This window comes from Pseudorhizobium endolithicum (genome assembly GCF_902153245.2).
In the GTDB taxonomy this organism is placed as follows: Bacteria; Pseudomonadota; Alphaproteobacteria; order Rhizobiales; family Rhizobiaceae; genus Neorhizobium; species Neorhizobium endolithicum.
Genome location: NZ_CABFWF030000014.1, coordinates 125,778 through 143,356 on the forward strand (window position 1 = coordinate 125,778; position 17,579 = coordinate 143,356).

A 17,579-nucleotide genomic window follows, 5' to 3' on the forward strand; every position below is an offset into this window, starting at 1 on the left:
CCCGAACATGGAGTTCGGCAGGAAAAGCGCAATCTGCGGAAATATGATGATCAGCAGAAGTGCGACGATCATCGCGAGCAGGAATGGCATCGCTCCCGGAAAATCGTGGCGAGCGGCGCTAGTCTCCCCCTCTCCTTGACAAGCCTGGTCCGGGAGGTGACAGAGACGCTGCATCCCTGCCCGCCATACCGCCGGCTTCATCGTCTGGAGCACCCTCTTTTGGCCCTATGCTGGCACAGGCCACCGGCTGCCGCCTCGCAGGGGGCAAGTCATCGGCCCCGTCGCGCGACTGTCAGGCGCTGAGATCGGAACTGGGGCTCCTTCCCGGCTTTGGTTTGGGAACCTTCGTCCTCTGCGTCCGGAGGTTCTTAACGGGACGAACGAACATGCTCGAAGGGGGAGGAGGCGGCGGGCCTTACGCGAGGGATTGGCGGTTAGGTCTGGCGCAACCGGCAACCGCGTTACCGTACTGATCGCCCCGCTTGACCCACTTATTACTTCATGCTCGCAAGGCCGACATGCGCGCGGTCCATCGCCTTCCTCAGTTCGTCGATCGCCGAAGCGCTCGGCAGCACATCGCCTTCCAGTTCGTCCGGCATCTGCCATCCGGGCTCCACGCCCTGCATGTTCGGCAGTTCGTGAGCGATTCCCTTGTGGCAGTCGATACAGGTCGCACGGCCGGAAAGAAGGTAGCGGGTATGAATCTCCGCCGCCCGCTCCGTCTGCTTGGAGAGGTCCATCGCGACGGAGGAGTGGCAGTTGCGGCATTCGAGGCTGTCGTTCGCCTTCAGGCGCGCCCACTCGTGCTGGGCAAGCCTCAGGCGTTCGTCCAGGAATTTCTGCCGGGTGTTGATGGTCCCGAAGATCTTGCCCCATACCTCCTTGGAAGCCTGCATCTTGCGGGCGATCTTGTCGGTCCATTCATGGGGGACATGGCAGTCGGGGCACGAGGCGCGCACCCCCGATCGGTTGGAAAAATGCACCGTCCGAGTCAGTTCCTCGTAGACGTTGGTCTCCATTTCATGACAGCTGACGCAGAAGGCTTCCGTATTCGTCAACTCCAGCGCCGTATTGAAGGCACCCCAGAAGATAACGCCGCCGACGAATCCTCCCAGCGTCAGGAAGGCGAGACTGAGCGTTGCGGCCGGAGTGCTGAGGACCTTCCACACCCAGGCCCATAGACGTTTGATCCTTTCCATCCGCTAATGCTCCCCGAGATGCTTCACGCCCATTTCGCTCATGTCGCGGAAGGTATTCTCGACCAGCGGATTGACCTCCGCCTGCGGCACATGGCAGGCCGTGCAGAAATACCGCCGCGGCGATACATCCGCCAGCATCTGGCCGTCACGCGTCATGTAATGGGTGACGCTGATCATTGGAGCACCGGAGCTTTCGGTAAACTCCCGCTTGTGGCAGGACAGACAGCGGTTGGTATTGACCGAAAGCTGATAGCCCTCGATGGAATGGGGGATGACCGGCGGCTGATCCGGGTAGGCTCGCATCTTGCGGACATCATCCACGGTCCATTTCGGAAGAGGCCGTGCCGGCACGTTATCCATCTTTTCTGCAGGACCGGACAGCTGTGGCACCGTCTGCGCCACGACCATGGTCGCCATCAACAGCGCGGCGAAAGCTGCCGCAAATCCAATCGGGCCGCGGCTCAGGCGACGGGAACGATCTTGACTGCGCATTTCTTGTAATCCGTCTGTTTGGAGATGGGGTCGGTAGCGTCCAGGGTGACTTTGTTGATCAACTGGCTGGCGTCGAACCACGGAACGAAGATGACGCCTGGCGGCATGCGGTTGCGGCCACGGGTTTCGACGCGTGAGCGCATCTCGCCACGGCGGGAGATGATCCTCACTTCGGCCCCCTGGTTGATGCCACGCTTGCGGGCATCGTCGGCATTCATGAAGCATCTCGCGCCGGGGAAGGCTTTGTAGAGCTCCGGCACCCGCATCGTCATCGATCCGGAATGCCAGTGCTCCAGAACGCGTCCCGTCACCAGCCAGACGTCGTACTCCTCATCGGGCGACTCGGCCGGCGGCTCGTAGGGAACGGCCAGGATGACCGCCCTGCCGTCCTGTCGCCCGTAGAACCTCACCCCCTCGCCGGGTTTCACGTAGGGATCGTAGCCTTCGCGATAGCGCCACTTGGTTTCCTTGCCGTCGACCACCGGCCACCGCAGCCCGCGAACCTCATGATAGGTATCATAGGGGGCAAGGTCGTGCCCGTGGCCGCGGCCGAATTCGGCATATTCCTCGAACATGCCCTTCTGGATGTAGAAGCCGAAGGCTTCGGCTTCGCGGTTGACGTAATCCTTGTTGATCTCTTCGAGAGGGAAACGATCCACCTTGCCGTTCTTGAACAGCACATCGAACAGGGTCTTGCCGCGGTAATCCGGGTTCTTGTCGAGAATCTCCGGGGGCCAGACCTCGTCAGTGGTAAAGCGCTTCGAAAACTCGACCATTTGCCAAAGATCTGAACGAGCCTCGCCCGGCGCGTTCACCAGTTGGTGCCAGACATGGGTGCGGCGCTCCGCATTGCCGTAGGCCCCCTCCTTCTCGACCCACATGGCTGCCGGCAGGATGAGGTCCGCCGACATGGCCGTGATCGTCGGATAGGCATCGGAGACGACAATGAAATTGTCCGGATTGCGATAGCCCTGGTAGGTCTCGTTGCTGGTATTGGGAGCGGCCTGGACGTTGTTGTTGACCTGCACCCAGTAGAAATTGAGCTTTCCGTCCTTCAGCATCCGGTCCTGCTGCACGGCATGGTAGCCGGGCTTGTCCGGCAGAAGTCCCTCCGGCAGGCGCCAGATCTCCTCGGCATGGTGCCGGTGCTCGGGATTGGTCACCACCATGTCGGCCGGCAGCCGGTGGGCGAAGGTGCCGACCTCGCGCGCCGTGCCGCAAGCCGACGGCTGGCCGGTGAGGGAGAACGGACCGTTACCCGGCTCGGAAATCTTTCCGGTCAGCAGGTGTAGGTTGTAGACCATGTGATTGGCCCAGACCCCGCGGGTATGCTGGTTGAAACCCATTGTCCAGAGCGACATCACCCTCCGGTTCGGATCGGCGTAGAGCTCGGCAAGCTCCTCCAGGAAGCCGGGATCGGCACCGGTGAGTTCTGCTGTCTTCTCCAGCGTATAGTCCGAGACAAACTCCTTGAAAGCCTCGAAATCGATCGGCTCCATCTTCGTCGGGTCGCCGGCATTGGTCGCCTTAAGCTCCAGTGGGTCTTCCGGCCGAAGCCCGTAGCCGATGTTGTCGACCCCCTTCATGAAGGTCGTGTGCTTGCTGACGAAGTCCTCGTTGACCTGGCCGGTCGTGATGATGTGGTTGGCGATGTAGTTCATGATCGCCAGGTCGGTGCTCGGCGTGAAGATGATCGGGATGTCCGCCAGGTCCATGCTGCGATGGGTGAAGGTAGATAGCACCGCGACCTTGACGTGTTCGTGCCCGAGCCGCCGGTCGGCCAGCCGCGTCCACAGGATCGGATGCATCTCCGCCATGTTCGAGCCCCAGAGCACGAAAGCGTCGGCGTGCTCAAAGTCGTCGTAGCAGCCCATCGGCTCGTCCATGCCGAAGGTGCGCATGAAGGCATAGGCTGCCGAAGCCATGCAGTGACGGGCATTGGGGTCGAGGTTGTTGGAGCGGAAGCCCCCGCGCATCAGCTTGGTCGCGGCATAGCCCTCGAAGATCGTCCACTGGCCCGAGCCGAACATGCCGACGGCTTCCGGTCCCTTTTCCCGCAGCACCTTCTTGCACTGCTCGGCCATCACGTCAAAGGCCTCTTCCCAGCTCACCGGCTCGAATTCGCCATCCTTGGCGTACTGGCCGCCCCGCTTGCGCAGAAGCGGCGTCTGGAGCCGGTCCTGGCCATACATGATCTTCGACAGGAAATAGCCCTTGATGCAGTTGAGGCCGCGGTTGACTTCCGCCTGCATGTCGCCGTGGGTGGCCACCACCTGGCCCTCCTTGACGCCGACCATCACGCCACAGCCGGTGCCGCAGAAGCGGCAGGGTGCCTTCGACCACTTGATCTCCAGCGATTCCACGCCGCCCGGAACCGGCTGCGCGGTCGCCGGAAGCGCAATGCCTGCCGTCGCTGCGGCGATGCCGGCCGCATGCGCCTTCAGTAGATTACGCCGCGTCAGTTCTCCGCTCATCTGCGAAAGCCTCCTCGTATTCTGAATGTTCGAAAACCATGTTCGCCGCAAACACCCCGGAAAGCCCCGAAATGGCGGAAAGGGTCGCCCCCAGTTCGCCGCTGGTCTTCCCCTCGATCACCACCACGATCTTGCCGTCCTGGATCGTGAAGACCTCGACACCTTCCATGGCCGCAAGCGACGCGGCAACGCTTTCCGCCTCCTCCGGCCTCGCCACCACGACGGCGCTGGAAACATGGTATCGTTGCGATATGTCAGGCATCGGAAAGCTCCTTTGCGGCCTTGACGGAGACCGCGCCGACCGGGCACACGCTGATACATGCGCCGCAACCGCTGCAGGCGTCTTCCTGGATTTCCGGCAGGAATGGGCCGCCCAGGCGCGGCCGGAAGCGGATGGCGGTGGTGGGACAGTGATCGCGGCAGGCCTGGCAATCGATGCCGTGGCGCGCAAGACAGCCCCCTCCGATTTCGACGACGTGCGGCAGGGAAACCGGACCGGCAAAGAAGTCGGCGGCATGGGGACAGTGGGTACGACACTCGCCGCAGAAACTGCATTCGCCTCGGGAGAAATCCAAGTGCGGTACGCCATCGTCCATCACGATGATTTCGGTAGGACAGCGCTCAAGGCAGAGACTGCAGGCGGAACAGACTTCTGGCCGACCGCCGAGAAAGCCGGGGAGAACGATCTTGCCCTCGGCGGGGCTGCGTCCGCGAAGAAAGTCGCGTCGTGAAAGAGGCGCACCCATGGCAGCCTCAATGCCCAGGAGGTCCGGGCGGGCCTGCGATGATCTGATACATCCAGACTAGGAAGCCGTATCCGCCGACGACGCCCACCGCCACGATAGGCCAGATGCCGAAAGCGAGGACAAGAAACGTCATGATCTCGGACCGGCGCCGCGACTTGGGTGATTTTTCAATCACATGATCCGAGGAATATTCAGCCACGCGGTCCTCCTCGCTCCAATGGGGCTCCTCCCAAAATGGACAGCTCTTTGAAGAAGTCAACCGATAAAGGACCGGGGATGTCCTTTGTGGAACATGCTCCCTTGCATCATCTGGAGGCAATCAAGGAGGCCGACGCCGACCTCTGCTGCTTCATGAATTGCACCGTGACGACGATCAGCATGGGAGGTGGCGCGGGACCCTGCAAAGGATTGCCCTACGACAACTAAGGCGGAGGAAATAGAATATCTTAAAGTTTCTCGGGGAGATTACGGGATCACTTTCGGATCTCGACGATGTCTCTATCGCCTTCCAAGCACCGCGCCAATCGCACTGCTCCCAAGTGGTGGGGACTGTCGTACTACATTCCCGCCCTGCTGGCGATTACGACGGTCCTTATCGTGTTCGTGCTGGCTGACGCCGATCGACGAGCACAATATCACGTGACGCAAAGGGTGAAGGCAGCAGAGCAGCTGGCGGACGTGGTTGCTCGCCTGGAAACGAATATCCGCGGCAACGTCAACTTGGTTCATGGTCTCGTGACTGCCGTTGCGAGCGACCCCCAGATCTCGCAACCGCGTTTCACGGCCATTGCCGAGCGTATCTTCTCGGTCCCGTCACAGCTTCGCAATCTTGCCGCGGCGCCGAACCTCGTTATCACCATGGTTTATCCGGAGGAAGCGAACCGGGCGAGCCTTGGCCTCGACTACATGACGATACCTGCGCAACGCGGCCCCGCCGTCCAGGCCATCGAGCGCCGTAAGGTGGTTATCACCGGCCCGGTCGATCTGGTCCAGGGGGGCCAGGGGCTGATAGCCCGCTACCCCGTCTTCTCCCTTAGTTCCGGACGCTTCTGGGGGATCGTTTCCGCCGTGGTCGACCTCAATCGGCTCTACTGGGACAGCAACGTCAATTCTCCTTCTCAAGGCCTCGATATCGCTATCGCAAAACGCCCTTCACCACGGGCAGGAGAGGTCTTCTACGGCAGAGAAGACCTGTTCCAAGACAACCCGGTGATGACCTCCATCGACCTGGGATACGATAGCTGGTACCTCGCAGCCGTGCCCAAGGGCGGCTGGAGCGGTGAGCCGTCGGACCTGGACTTCTTCAGGCTATCGGCCCTTGCCCTTGCGTTTTTCATCGTTGCGCCGCTCGTCTGGGCGGGTCTGCTCATGAAGCAACGACACGACAGTCTCCTCATGTTGGAGGAGCGGGAGGACCGGCTCGAGACGTTGTCCCGCCGCCTCCAGCTTGCGCTGGAAGCGTCCAGGATCGGCGTCTGGGAGTATCATCCGGAGACGAACAGGCTCCTGCTGGACGCGCGCATGTGTGACCTGTACGGCCAGCCCGCAGATAAGAGCGAAGGCAGCCTGAAGGACTGGTTCGATGCGGTTCACCCCGACGATCTCAACGAGACCAAAGCGGCGTTTCAGGAAGTCGTCAGCAGGAAGACCCCCTTTCTGAAGGATTTCCGAGTGGTGCTTCCGTCCGGCGAAGTCCGGCACATTCGAGCCCACGGCGCCGTACAGCAAACCTCGAACGGCGTTGTCAACGTCGTAGGTGCCAACTGGGATGTGACGGAAGATGTGGCGATGCAAACGGAGCTTCGAGCCGCGCGCGTCGCAACGGAAGAGCAGAACCGTCAGTTGAGAACCACCCGGCGGGTTCTTGAGCATCAGTCGCTGCATGACGCCTTGACCGGGTTGCCCAACCGGCGATTCCTGGACCAGTTCATGGTCAACGCCGATACCTCCGACGTCTCCCAGAAACTCGCCTTCATCCACATCGACCTCGACCATTTCAAGCATGTCAACGACACGCTCGGCCATGCAACCGGTGACGAGGTCCTGAAAGCGGCGACCGCCCGCCTGCGGGAGATCGTAGGCCCGGAAGAAGTTATTTCACGGATTGGCGGTGACGAGTTCGTGATCGTCACATGCGGGGCCGACCCTGCCGGCCGAGCACAGGAAGTCGCCCACGCGGTGGTGGCGATGCTGGCGCGTCCCATCGAGGTCGAAGGTCAGGAATGCCGCATCGGCTGCAGCGCCGGTATCGCATGCCAGATCACTGCAGCCGAAACGCCGCAGCAGTTGCTCATCAATGCCGACATCGCCCTGTACGAAGCCAAGAAGCGGGGTCGCAACCGGGTGGAATTCTTCTCCGATGAGTTGCGGGCGGCGACCATAGAGACGAAGCGCACGGCAGACGAGCTTTTGAAGGCGCTCGAATGCGATGAGTTTGTTCCCTACTTCCAGCCCCAGTTCGATGCGCACAGCCTCGCCATCTCCGGTGTCGAGGCGCTTGCACGTTGGGCCCATCCCGAGCGGGGGATTCTAACACCCGACATATTCCTCGATGTCGCCGAAGGGCTCGGCCGTGTCGCGGAAATTGATGCCCTGGTCCTCTCGAAGTCTCTGTTCCAGATGACGCGCTGGCGCGGCCAGGGCATTGGCATTCCCAAGCTCTCCGTCAATATCTCGGCTCAACGCCTGAAGGACCCCAAGCTTCTGGGAACGCTGTCGGCAATGCCGATCGGCGACCATAAGGTTGCCTTCGAACTGTTGGAATCGATTTCGTTCGAAGACCAGGAGGAGGATCTCAAGTCGGCGATCCGGCACTTGAAGGAACTCGGCATCGAGATCGAAATCGACGACTTCGGTTCCGGTCATGCCTCAATCGTCAGCCTGCTGGAGCTGGCACCGCACCGCTTGAAGATCGACCGCAAGCTTGTCGCGCCTATCGATGTGTCGGAATCGCAGCGAAGGCTGGTGGCGTCGATCATCGAGATCGGCCGCTCCCTGGGCATCGATATCGTCGCGGAGGGGGTGGAGACCATGGCGCATGCCGAAATTCTGAAGGGGATGGGCTGCAATACGCTGCAGGGCTATGCCTTTGCGCGCCCGATGTCCTCTCAGGACCTCATCATTTTCGCCGAGGAATGGCAAAAGCTGCACCCCGCGGCACACCGTCCTGCGACGTTGAGGCGGGCCTGACCCGGCCTATTCATCTTCGCAGGCTGCAAGGCCCCCTGTGGACCGATCAGTCCTTGTCTATCGTATCCTCCGGTCGGTCGCTCGACTTGAGGCTTGTCATGATCCGTAGGGTAAGGAAGGTCGCCGCCGAAAGCACGAGAGCGATATCATAGGCTCCGAGCCCGACTGCGGTCCCTACTGCACCGGTCGCCCAGAGGCTTGCGGCGGTTGCCGTGCCTCTGACCGAATTCTTGACAACCAGAATGGCCCCCCCACCGACGAATCCCATGCCGGTGATCAACCCTTCGACCACCCGCGCGGTTGCTTCGGCATTGCCACCGATGACCGTCTCGGCCGCCTGTACGAAACCGCAGGCCGCCATCGCGACGAGCGGAAAGGTTCGCAATCCAGCGCTGCGTTCGCTCTTCTCCCGATCCCAACCGACGGGAAGCGCCAAGATATAAGCCGTCATCAGGGCCAGAAAGTGCGGGATGAGGTCGAAGCCCTGAAGAAGGGAATAAAGCTGATCTTGCATTTTTGCCTGTCGTCCCGATTGCCGGCATCCACAACATGGTTGCCCTAAATGACATCTGCTTCAGGCGGGGCAACATTCAAGAGCGGGGTGCGCTAGCCTGCGGTTGCGGAGGCAGGCGCTACGGAAACCTCATCACCCGGCGGATTCGTGGGCGAAGGCCGCCTGAAGCTCAACCTGCACTGCGTCCATGAAAAGACGGGCCTGTAGAGCGATCTCGTCGTCGGAAGAGCCCAAGCGCCTCAGCGCGGAGGCTAGCCGTGCCATCTCTGCTCTCCAAAAGCCATTGGCTGCTTCCCCCTGAAGGTCGCGGAGTGTTGCGGCGCATCGGCGGACATCCGCGGTTCGGCGATAGGTAGGAAACTGAACAAGGGTCATGGCATACTCGCGAACTGATCGAATCGGCACTGGAGACGCCATCGTCTCCTCGCTTCCTTCACAAACTCCTAAGGTGCCCGAGAATGTGAGCCGCACTGGCTTCAGAGGCCCATCGGCGCGCTGCAGTCTCCCCTAGCGGCATCGTCGTCCCGCATTCACTGGATCCGGCACGTGTTGCTGCGCGCTTGTGTTTGCACGGTGAGGTGAGTAGAACCGGCCATCTCCCCGCCAGCCGCCGAACAGGAGGGCAAGCCTTGGCCGATCCTTTTGTTCAGCATCCCGATCTCGCCGGTAGGGGCGTGCTCGTCACCGGCGGCGGCTCCGGCATCGGGGCTGCGCTGACGGCTGGGTTCGCCGCTCAGGGTGCCCGTGTCGCCTTCATCGACATCGCAGAGGAGCCGAGCCGGGTTCTAGCCGAGAGGCTTTCCCGCACATCGGCCAATGCAGTCACCTATGTGAAGGCAGACCTGAAGAGCGTCGAGCAGGCGCAAGCGGCCGTTCGCGAGGCGGCCAGTATCCTTGGCTCTCTCTCCGTGCTCGTCAACAATGCCGGCTGGGACGATCGTCACGAGGTGGATGCGGTCACGGAAGACTACTGGGACGAAAGCCAGGCCGTAAACCTGAGGCAGATGTTCTTCGTCACCCAGGCCGCCCTTCCCCATCTGCGGCAAGCTAACGGCAGCGCCGTCGTCAACTTCTCATCCATTTCCTACCTGCTCAACATGGGCGATCTGCCCTCCTATGCCGCCGCCAAGGCTGGCATCGTGGGCCTGACGAAGAGCCTTGCCGGCAGGCTTGGGCCGGAGGGCATCCGGGTCAATGCCATCCTGCCGGGGATGATCGTCACGGAGCGCCAGAAACGCCTGTGGCTCACGGAGGAGAGCATCGCCGCAACAGTGGACCGCCAATGCCTGAAGCGGCCGCTCACTGAGGCCGATCTTGTCGGCCCCTGCCTTTTCCTTGCCTCGTCAGCCTCGGCCGGCATGACGGCGCAGACCATGATCATCGACGGAGGACTGCTTTGACTAAACCCGCCTATGCCGCCGTGGACTGGGGCACCAGCAGCTTTCGTCTGTGGCTGATGGATGAAGCCGGTGGCGTGCTTGCGGAGCGCCGTAGCGGCGAAGGCATGACATCGGCGGCGAAAACAGGCTTCTCGGCGGTCCTGCAACACCATCTGCAGGCGGTCGAGGCTCCGGCCAATCTGTCGGTGATCGTCTGCGGCATGGCAGGCGCCCGCCAGGGCTGGATTGAGGCGGGTTATGTGGACGTTCCGGCGCTGCTGCCGGCGGTCCTGAGGGGTGCCGTCAAGGTGCCGGGGGAAAACGCCCCCGTATACATCCTGCCGGGACTGGCGCAGCGGGCGGCCGAAGCACCCGACGTGATGCGCGGCGAGGAGACGCAACTGCTCGGAGCGCTGGATGGGGCGGCCCAATCCGCCCACCAGGTGGTGTGCATGCCGGGCACCCATTCCAAATGGGTGCAAGTCAGCGGCCAGACGGTTTCCGGCTTTTCGACCTACATGACCGGCGAACTCTTCGAGGTAACCTCGAAGCATTCCGTGCTGGCGCATTCCCTCGCCGATGCAGAACCTTTCGCCGGCGACCGGCCTGTTTTCGTCGAAGCCGTGCGGGCCGCCTTCGAGGCACCGCAGCGCCTCACGAACCTGCTCTTCACGGTCCGCGCCGGCATGCTGCTTGCCGGGCTGGCACCGACCGATGCTGCGGCCCGGTTGTCCGGAACCCTGATCGGCGCCGAGATCGCCGGCGGCCTGTCGTCCGCCGGCTCACGGCCCAGTTCCATCCGGCTGGTCGCCTCCGGACGGCTACGAGATCTCTACGAGGGTGCATTTGACGCTCTGTCGCTGCCGTTCAGCACCATCAACGCGGACGATGCGGTCCGCACCGGCCTTTCTGCCGCCGCCCGCCAGATTCTTCCCCTTCATCCCTAAAGGACGCCCAACATGAACCGCATCCCCTTCCCCGACATGGCCTATCCGCTGGTGGCTATCCTGCGCGGCTTGAAGCCTGAGGAAACGGAAGCGGTCGTCGGCAGTCTGATCGAGGCCGGCTTCACGGCAATCGAAATCCCGCTGAATTCTCCCGACCCCTTCCGCTCCATCGAGATCGCCGCCAAACTGGCGCCTGCCCACTGCCTGATCGGCGCCGGCACCGTACTGACGGTGGAGGACGTGGAAAGGCTCGATGGCGCAGGCGGAAGGCTGATGGTGAGCCCGAACGTCGAGCCGGACGTCATTCGGGCCGCTGCGGCTCGCGGTATAGTGACCCTGCCCGGTGTCTTCACCCCGACCGAAGCGCTCGCCGCCGCCAAGGCCGGTGCAACTGGGCTGAAGTTCTTTCCCGCGAATGTCCTTGGCCCTTCCGGCATCACGGCAATCCGCGCCGTCCTCCCGAAGGACCTGACGATCGCGGCAGTTGGCGGCGTGTCGGACAAGAACTTCCGTGAGTACATAGACGCGGGCATTACCGCCTTCGGCCTCGGCTCCAGCCTCTACAAGCCTGGCATGAGTGCATCCGAGGTGTCCGAACGTGCGCAACTGGCGATCGCCGCCTACGACGCCGCCTTGGCGAAATAGCATCTCGACCCGAAGGTTTGTGCTTGCCGAAGCCCGACGGCTGCCGTAGAACCTATCATACAGGTTTCGGCTATGGGTATTAGATGTTTCCGCTGCACAGCGAACGGGCAAATGATTACGTCGGCGACGCCGTTACGGCGATCGCCCGCCTGATCCGTGAGAAGGACCTGAAGCCGGGGGACCGGCTCCCGGCGGAGGCGGCTCTTTCCAAAGAACTCCAGGTATCGCGGACGGTGATCCGCGAAGCGCTGCGCTCACTGGCGGCCCTGCATCTTGTGCAGCTCGGTGCGGGCAAGCGCCCGACCGTGGCGCAACTGGACGACGGCGCCTTCTCGCTGACGATCGAGCACGGCGTGGTAACCGAGCAGATAGACATTCAGCAGATCTATGATGCCCGCCGCACCATAGAGGCGCGAACCACCTCGCTGGCCGCCCTGAGACGAACGCAAGCGGAAGCCCGGACAATCATGGCGCATGCCCGGGCGATGCAAGAGGACTTCGATCATCCGCAAAGGGTGATGGAGCACGATATCGCCTTCCATCTCGTCATCGCCCATGCCTCGCGCAATCCTGTCTTCGCGCTCATCATCGGCGCCTTCGGCGGCGTTACCCGCCAGACCTGGCCGATTGGCTGGAAAAGCCGCGCGAACGACGATGAGCGGCGGGCAATGAACGCACTCCACATGGCGATCGCCGAAGCGATCATGGCGGGCGACCCGCAGGAATCCGCCCGCCTGATGGGCGACCACTTCGACCAGAGTATCAAGGCCCTGCTCCAGGCGGGCCTCGTCTGACAACAGGAAGCAATCATGAAGATCACCAGACTCGAAACCGTTCGCGTCGCCGAACGCAGCAACCTCCTGTGGGTCCTCGTCCACACGGATGAGGGCATCACCGGGCTCGGCGAGACCTTCTTCGGTGCCGAAACCGTCGAGAGCTACCTGCACGAATACGTCGCTCCCCGCGTCATTGGCCGCGACCCGCTGCAGATCGACCTCCTGGCCAACGAGCTGGTCGGCTATATCGGCTTCCGCTCCTCCGGTGCTGAAGTACGCGGCAACTCCGCCTTCGACATCGCCCTCTGGGACATCTTCGGCAAGGCGACGAGCCAGCCGATCGCCCAGCTGCTCGGCGGCTTCAGCCGCAGGGAGATCCGCACCTACAATACCTGCGCCGGTACCGAATACATCAAGAAGAACACCGGGCAGACGACGGCGAACTACGGCCTCACCGGCGGCACGGCCTATGACGACCTGAACGGCTTTCTCCACCGCGCCGACGAGCTGGCGGAATCGCTGCTGGCCGACGGCATCACCGCGATGAAGATCTGGCCTTTCGACGCGGCTGCGGAAAAGACGCGCGGCCAGTATATCTCGATGCCGGATCTGAAGCTCGCTCTCGAGCCCTTCGAGAAAATCCGCAAGGCGGTCGGCGACAAGATCGACATCATGGTCGAATTCCACTCCATGTGGCAGCTCCTGCCGGCCATGCAGATCGCCAAGGCGCTCACTCCATACCAGACCTTCTGGCACGAAGACCCGATCAAGATGGACAGCCTGTCGAGCCTGAAGCGCTATGCCGAGGTTTCGCCGGCACCGATCTCGGCCTCTGAGACCCTCGCCACCCGCTGGGGCTTCCGGGACTACCTCGAAACCGGAGCGGCAGGCATCGTCATGCTTGACATTTCCTGGTGCGGCGGCCTGTCGGAAGCCCGCAAGGTCGCCTCGATGGCGGAAGCCTGGCACCTGCCGGTCGCACCGCACGACTGCACGGGCCCTGTGGTGCTCTGCGCCTCCACCCACCTGTCGCTTAACGCGCCGAATGCGCTGGTGCAGGAAAGCGTGCGCGCCTTCTACAATACCTGGTACCGCGATCTCGTGACTGCCTTGCCGGAAGTAAGAAATGGAATGATCACCGTTCCGCCCGGTCCTGGCCTTGGCATGGAACTACATCCGGAGCTAGAGAAGACCTTTACAGTCAGCCGGCGATTCTCCGACGTATCGACCATCTGACCCCATAATTTCTTTGGAGGAATCATGACGAAGATTGCTTCGGCTGCGGCCGGTCTGGGAGCCTCCTCGGCCGCCGGGCCGCTGGTCATGCTGCTCGGAATGCTGATGTTCGCGCTGAACGACGCGATGGGCAAATGGCTCGTTTCGTCCTATGGACTGGGTCAGGTCATCCTGATCCGCAGCATCGCAGCTCTCGTCATCCTCTCGCCACTCCTCTGGAAGGCAGGGCTCGCGCCGATCGTCGGAGCTGAGCGGAAAGGCATGCAGCTGGCCCGCGTGATCCTGTCGACCGCAGAAGTTTTCTGCTTCTACTACGCCGTCATGTACCTGCCGCTGGCGGATGTGATGACCTACTGGCTGGCCGCACCGATCTATGTCGCGGCCGCCTCCCCCTTCCTGCTGGGCGAAAAGGTCGGCTGGCGACGCTGGTGCGCAATTGCCGTCGGCTTCGTCGGCGTCATCATCACGCTGGAGCCGTCCAGCGCCATGTTCACCATGCCGGCCGTCATCTCCATCATCGGCAGCGCCGCCTTCGCCTTTATGATGATCTCGGGCCGCTTCCTGCGCGGCACCCCGGATACGACGCTGGTGCTGTTCCAGACTTCGGCTGCGGGGCTCGCCGGCCTGGTCTTCGCCCCGTTCGACTGGTCGCCGATCCAGTCGCAGACCGATCTTATGCTGCTCTGCCTCCTCGGCGTCGTGGCCATGGCCGCGCACATGCTCGTAAACCGCGCGCTGAAGATGTCGGATGCGGCAACCGTGGCGCCGCTGCAGTACACACTGCTGCTCTACGCGGTTATCTTCGGCTGGATGTTCTTCGGCGATGTGCCCCGCCTGACGATGATGATCGGCGCCGGCCTCATCGTCGCCTCCGGCCTCTTCATCTTCATCCGTGAGCAGACGCTGAAGAGGCGCCAGGCGGATCCGCCGATCGAAGTGCCCTGAAAGGTTCGGTGCTGAACGCTCTCTGGCAAAGGCTGCCCCTCCGGCAGCCTTTTTTATTGAAGCACTCCCGGCATCCATCTGAAGCGAAGCAAAAGAAAAGCCCACGGCGATGAAGACCGTGGGCTGATAAGAAGCGGCGGCACCCAACGGCGCCGCCGAGGAGTTCTCGCTTACTTGCGGATCTCTTCCAGCTTGGCGAGAATACCATCGACGACATCGGCGCCGATGGTTGCCTTGTGCTTTTCATAAACGACCATGGACTTCTCGCGGATGCGGGCCTGCTCTTCCGGAGAAAGGACGTTCACTTCGAGGCCGGCTTCCTTGATCTTCTCGAGCGACTGCTTGTTGAGGTCCTGGATGACCTTGCGCTCTTCGTCGCGACCGACGATGGCGCACTCGCGAAGCGCTGCCTGCTCTTCCGGCGTATAGGTGTCGAAGATCGCCTTCGAGAACAGGAAGAGGAACGGCGTGTAGGCGTGGTTGGTTTCGGTGATGTACTTCTGCACTTCGTAGAACTTCGAAGTGTCGATCGTTACATAGGGGTTTTCCTGTGCGTCGATCGCCTTGGTTTCCAGCGCCGAGAAGACTTCGCCGAAGGACATCGGCGTCGCATTGGCGCCGAGGTTCTGGAAGGTGTCGAGGAAGATGTCATTCTGCATGACACGAACCTTCAGGCCCTCGAAGTCTTCCCACTTCGTGATCGGGCGCTGCGAGTTCGAGAGGTTGCGGAAGCCGTTTTCCCAGTACCCAAGGTTTACCAGGCCGGCTTCTTCCAGCTTCTGGCTCATCATGTCGCCAAATTCACCATCGAGGACCTGGTATGCTTCCTCGGGGCTGGCGAAAAGGAACGGCAGGTCGAAGACGCCAAGTGCCGGGATGATGCCGACCAGCGGCGAAGAAGACGTTACGACAGCTTCTTGCACGCCCGAACGCAGAGCCTGGGTTGCCTGAAGGTCACCGCCGAGAGCGCCGCCCCAGAATGCGGTCAGCTTAAGCTTGCCGCCGGACTTGTCGTCGAGGCAGGCCTGCATCGCCTTGATGCCGTTGCCGACCGGGTGGTCTTCGTTGATGCCGTTCGACACGCGGATGTTGCGGTCGTTGAACTCAGCGAAAGCCGGCGCAGCAGCCGAAAGGCCGAATGCGATAGCGGTGGTGGCTAGAAGAAGTTTCCTCATAATATCCTCCCTTGGATAGGTTTAGAGGGGTTGCGGATCAGTAAAGCCAACGTGCGGGCACGAGGACGATATCGGGGAACAGGACGAGCAGGAAAAGTACCAGGACCTGGGCGACCAGGAACGGCCAGACGCCTATGGTTACCTTTCCGAGCGGAACTCGGCCAACGCCGCTGACGACGTTCAGGACCACACCGACAGGGGGTGTCAGCAGACCGATACACGTGTTCATGATGAACAGCACGCCGAAATAGACCGGATCGATGCCAGCCTGCTTGATGATCGGCATCAGCACCGGCGTCAGGATCAGGATGGTGGGGGTCAGGTCGAGAGCAGTACCGACGACCAAGACAACCAGCATGATCACGAACATCAGCAGCATGGGCCGATCGATGAGCGGTTCGATGAAGCCCGTGATCTCGGCCGGAATGTTCGCCGCAGTAATCAACCAGGACGAAACGAGTGCGGCGCAGACCAGGAACATGATAACCGCGGTCGTCTTCGCTGCCTGCAGGATCACATGCGGGAGCTCGGCAGGTTTCAACTCACGGTAGATTACCATGCCAACGAACAGGGCGTAGGCCGCTGCTACAACCGCCGCCTCGGTCGGGGTGACAACGCCCATCTTGATACCACCAAGAATGATGACTGGCATACCGAGAGCCCAGAGCGCACGGCCGGTAGCACGCAACCGCTCTTTGGCCGGTGCCCGAGGAAGTGCCTCGACCTTGTCCTTGCGCACGACGATGAGCCAAGTGACCACAAGGGAAATACCCATCAGAAGGCCTGGAACAATGCCGGCCATAAACAGCTGGGTGATGGAAACGTTGGCTGCAACACCAAAGACAATGAAGGCCATCGATGGGGGGATCACGGGCGCGATCACGCCACCGGCGGCGATAAGACCTGCAGAGCGCGGGACATTATAACCCGCCTTTGCCATCATCGGGATGAGGATCGCGGCGAGCGCGGCCGTATCAGCGGCAGCGGATCCAGAGATGCTGGCCATGATGACCGCAGCCATGATGGCCACAATGCCAAGGCCGCCCCGGATATGCCCGACGCAGACGATCGCAAAGTCGATGATGCGGCGTGACAGACCACCGGCATTCATCAATTCCCCTGCGAGAATGAAGAACGGAATCGCGAGCAGCGTAAAGGTGTCAGCCCCGGCGATCATATTCTGGGCAATGATCTGGGTGTTGAACATGCCCATGTACCACATGAGCATTACGCCACAGAACATCAGGGAAAAGGCAACGGGAACCCCGATCGCCATGGCTCCCAGGAGCGAGACAATAAAGACGACAAGAGTCATTGGCTGCGCTCCGCCAGCTGCTCGATAGACATGTTTTCACCAGCGAAGGCAGCGATTTCCTCTTCGGTCACGCGGCCTGTGAGCAGACGGAGGAGACGCTCGAGGGCGATGAGGACCACCCCGGCTCCGGTGAAGAAGCCGACACCATAGACCCAGATCATTGGAAGCTTGGTTACCGGCGCTACCATGCTGGCATTGATGGGAGACTGCTTCCAAGTGCCCCAGAAGAAGATCGCCGAGACGGCAATGATAATGATGTTGGAAAGGATCATGCAGACGATGCGCCCCTTGCGTCCAAACATCATGACCAGCGTTTCAACCCCAACATGCGAATGCTCCCGAAAGGCCACGACAGCTCCGATGAAGGTCACCCATACGAAGAAGTAGCGCGACAGCTCATCTGAAACGTTGAGGCCAGAATTGAACCCGTAACGAAGCACGACATTGAGGAACACCATAACGGCCATGCCGGCGAGCAGCAGGATCAGCAGCAGCTCGAGAAATTTATAGAAGATGTCGATCGCTCGTTGCATCTGCTCTCCTCTAT

The 17,579-nt window shown here is 61.6% G+C and carries 18 protein-coding genes; 7 read left to right on the top strand and 11 right to left on the bottom strand.

Features of this window, described 5'->3' with window-relative positions; all coding sequences use genetic code 11:
- Window positions 1-494 precede the first annotated feature (494 nt).
- The 6 genes from RTCK_RS15840 to napE are packed head-to-tail and all read right to left on the bottom strand — an operon-like array spanning window position 495 to window position 5,110.
- Window positions 495-1,199 (bottom strand): NapC/NirT family cytochrome c, encoded by a 705-nt coding sequence (locus tag RTCK_RS15840; protein WP_142522514.1) that lies wholly within the window; start codon window positions 1,197-1,199, stop codon window positions 495-497.
- Window positions 1,200-1,202: 3 nt separating this feature from the next.
- Window positions 1,203-1,691, bottom strand: coding sequence for a nitrate reductase cytochrome c-type subunit (locus RTCK_RS15845; RefSeq protein ID WP_142522513.1), 489 nt, complete (start codon window positions 1,689-1,691; stop codon window positions 1,203-1,205).
- The gene (gene napA, locus RTCK_RS15850; RefSeq protein WP_142593499.1) at window positions 1,661-4,165 is read right to left on the bottom strand and encodes a periplasmic nitrate reductase subunit alpha; all 2,505 of its coding nucleotides are present in this window, start codon (window positions 4,163-4,165) and stop codon (window positions 1,661-1,663) included. Before napA ends, RTCK_RS15845 begins: the two co-directional genes overlap by 31 nt.
- Window positions 4,140-4,427, bottom strand: coding sequence for a chaperone NapD (locus RTCK_RS15855; protein WP_142522511.1), 288 nt, complete (start codon window positions 4,425-4,427; stop codon window positions 4,140-4,142). The genes napA and RTCK_RS15855 overlap by 26 nt, the downstream gene beginning before the upstream one ends.
- The gene (locus RTCK_RS15860) at window positions 4,420-4,911 is read right to left on the bottom strand and encodes a ferredoxin-type protein NapF (RefSeq protein WP_142593500.1); all 492 of its coding nucleotides are present in this window, start codon (window positions 4,909-4,911) and stop codon (window positions 4,420-4,422) included. Before RTCK_RS15860 ends, RTCK_RS15855 begins: the two co-directional genes overlap by 8 nt.
- 7 nt (window positions 4,912-4,918) lie before the next feature.
- A complete protein-coding gene (napE, locus tag RTCK_RS15865; RefSeq protein ID WP_235988719.1) occupies window positions 4,919-5,110 on the bottom strand; it encodes a periplasmic nitrate reductase, NapE protein in 192 nt (63 codons plus the stop codon).
- Between the two features lie 293 nt (window positions 5,111-5,403).
- Here napE and RTCK_RS15870 point away from each other — a divergent pair, with 293 nt between their 5' ends.
- Window positions 5,404-8,100: a bifunctional diguanylate cyclase/phosphodiesterase gene (locus RTCK_RS15870; RefSeq protein ID WP_142593501.1), complete on the top strand. Its 2,697-nt coding sequence runs from the start codon at window positions 5,404-5,406 to the stop codon at window positions 8,098-8,100.
- 46 nt (window positions 8,101-8,146) lie between these two features.
- Here RTCK_RS15870 and RTCK_RS15875 read toward each other — a convergent pair whose 3' ends face one another.
- Both RTCK_RS15875 and RTCK_RS15880 read right to left on the bottom strand, forming a co-directional pair.
- Window positions 8,147-8,614: an MgtC/SapB family protein gene (locus RTCK_RS15875; protein ID WP_142522508.1), complete on the bottom strand. Its 468-nt coding sequence runs from the start codon at window positions 8,612-8,614 to the stop codon at window positions 8,147-8,149.
- 132 nt (window positions 8,615-8,746) lie between these two features.
- The gene (locus RTCK_RS15880; protein ID WP_328803980.1) at window positions 8,747-9,031 is read right to left on the bottom strand and encodes a DUF6074 family protein; all 285 of its coding nucleotides are present in this window, start codon (window positions 9,029-9,031) and stop codon (window positions 8,747-8,749) included.
- A 212-nt stretch (window positions 9,032-9,243) separates the two neighbouring features.
- Here RTCK_RS15880 and RTCK_RS15885 point away from each other — a divergent pair, with 212 nt between their 5' ends.
- The 6 genes from RTCK_RS15885 to RTCK_RS15910 all read left to right on the top strand — a co-directional run bounded on the left by RTCK_RS15885 (window position 9,244) and on the right by RTCK_RS15910 (window position 14,542).
- A complete protein-coding gene (locus RTCK_RS15885) occupies window positions 9,244-10,014 on the top strand; it encodes an SDR family NAD(P)-dependent oxidoreductase (RefSeq protein WP_142593502.1) in 771 nt (256 codons plus the stop codon).
- Entirely contained in the window at window positions 10,011-10,940 is a 930-nt protein-coding gene (locus RTCK_RS15890; RefSeq protein WP_142593503.1) for a 2-dehydro-3-deoxygalactonokinase, read from the top strand. Before RTCK_RS15885 ends, RTCK_RS15890 begins: the two co-directional genes overlap by 4 nt.
- Before the next feature lie 12 nt (window positions 10,941-10,952).
- Window positions 10,953-11,585 carry a 2-dehydro-3-deoxy-6-phosphogalactonate aldolase gene (locus RTCK_RS15895; RefSeq protein ID WP_142593504.1) on the top strand — a complete coding sequence of 211 codons (633 nt, stop codon included), beginning with the start codon at window positions 10,953-10,955 and terminating at the stop codon, window positions 11,583-11,585.
- Between the two features lie 83 nt (window positions 11,586-11,668).
- Window positions 11,669-12,379, top strand: a complete 711-nt coding sequence (locus RTCK_RS15900; RefSeq protein ID WP_142593505.1) for a FadR/GntR family transcriptional regulator — start codon at window positions 11,669-11,671, stop codon at window positions 12,377-12,379.
- Window positions 12,380-12,394: 15 nt separating this feature from the next.
- A complete protein-coding gene (locus RTCK_RS15905; protein WP_142593506.1) occupies window positions 12,395-13,597 on the top strand; it encodes a mandelate racemase/muconate lactonizing enzyme family protein in 1,203 nt (400 codons plus the stop codon).
- A 24-nt stretch (window positions 13,598-13,621) separates the two neighbouring features.
- A complete protein-coding gene (locus tag RTCK_RS15910; RefSeq protein WP_235988720.1) occupies window positions 13,622-14,542 on the top strand; it encodes a DMT family transporter in 921 nt (306 codons plus the stop codon).
- A 170-nt stretch (window positions 14,543-14,712) separates the two neighbouring features.
- Here RTCK_RS15910 and RTCK_RS15915 read toward each other — a convergent pair whose 3' ends face one another.
- From RTCK_RS15915 to RTCK_RS15925, 3 genes are read right to left on the bottom strand one after another with little or no spacing between them, the layout of a single operon-like run.
- On the bottom strand, window positions 14,713-15,717 hold the full coding sequence (locus RTCK_RS15915; protein ID WP_142522501.1) for a TRAP transporter substrate-binding protein: 1,005 nt from the start codon (window positions 15,715-15,717) through the stop codon (window positions 14,713-14,715).
- Between the two features lie 37 nt (window positions 15,718-15,754).
- Window positions 15,755-17,032: a TRAP transporter large permease gene (locus RTCK_RS15920; RefSeq protein ID WP_142593507.1), complete on the bottom strand. Its 1,278-nt coding sequence runs from the start codon at window positions 17,030-17,032 to the stop codon at window positions 15,755-15,757.
- Window positions 17,029-17,565 carry a TRAP transporter small permease gene (locus RTCK_RS15925; protein ID WP_142523009.1) on the bottom strand — a complete coding sequence of 179 codons (537 nt, stop codon included), beginning with the start codon at window positions 17,563-17,565 and terminating at the stop codon, window positions 17,029-17,031. The genes RTCK_RS15920 and RTCK_RS15925 overlap by 4 nt, the downstream gene beginning before the upstream one ends.
- Window positions 17,566-17,579 lie beyond the last annotated feature (14 nt).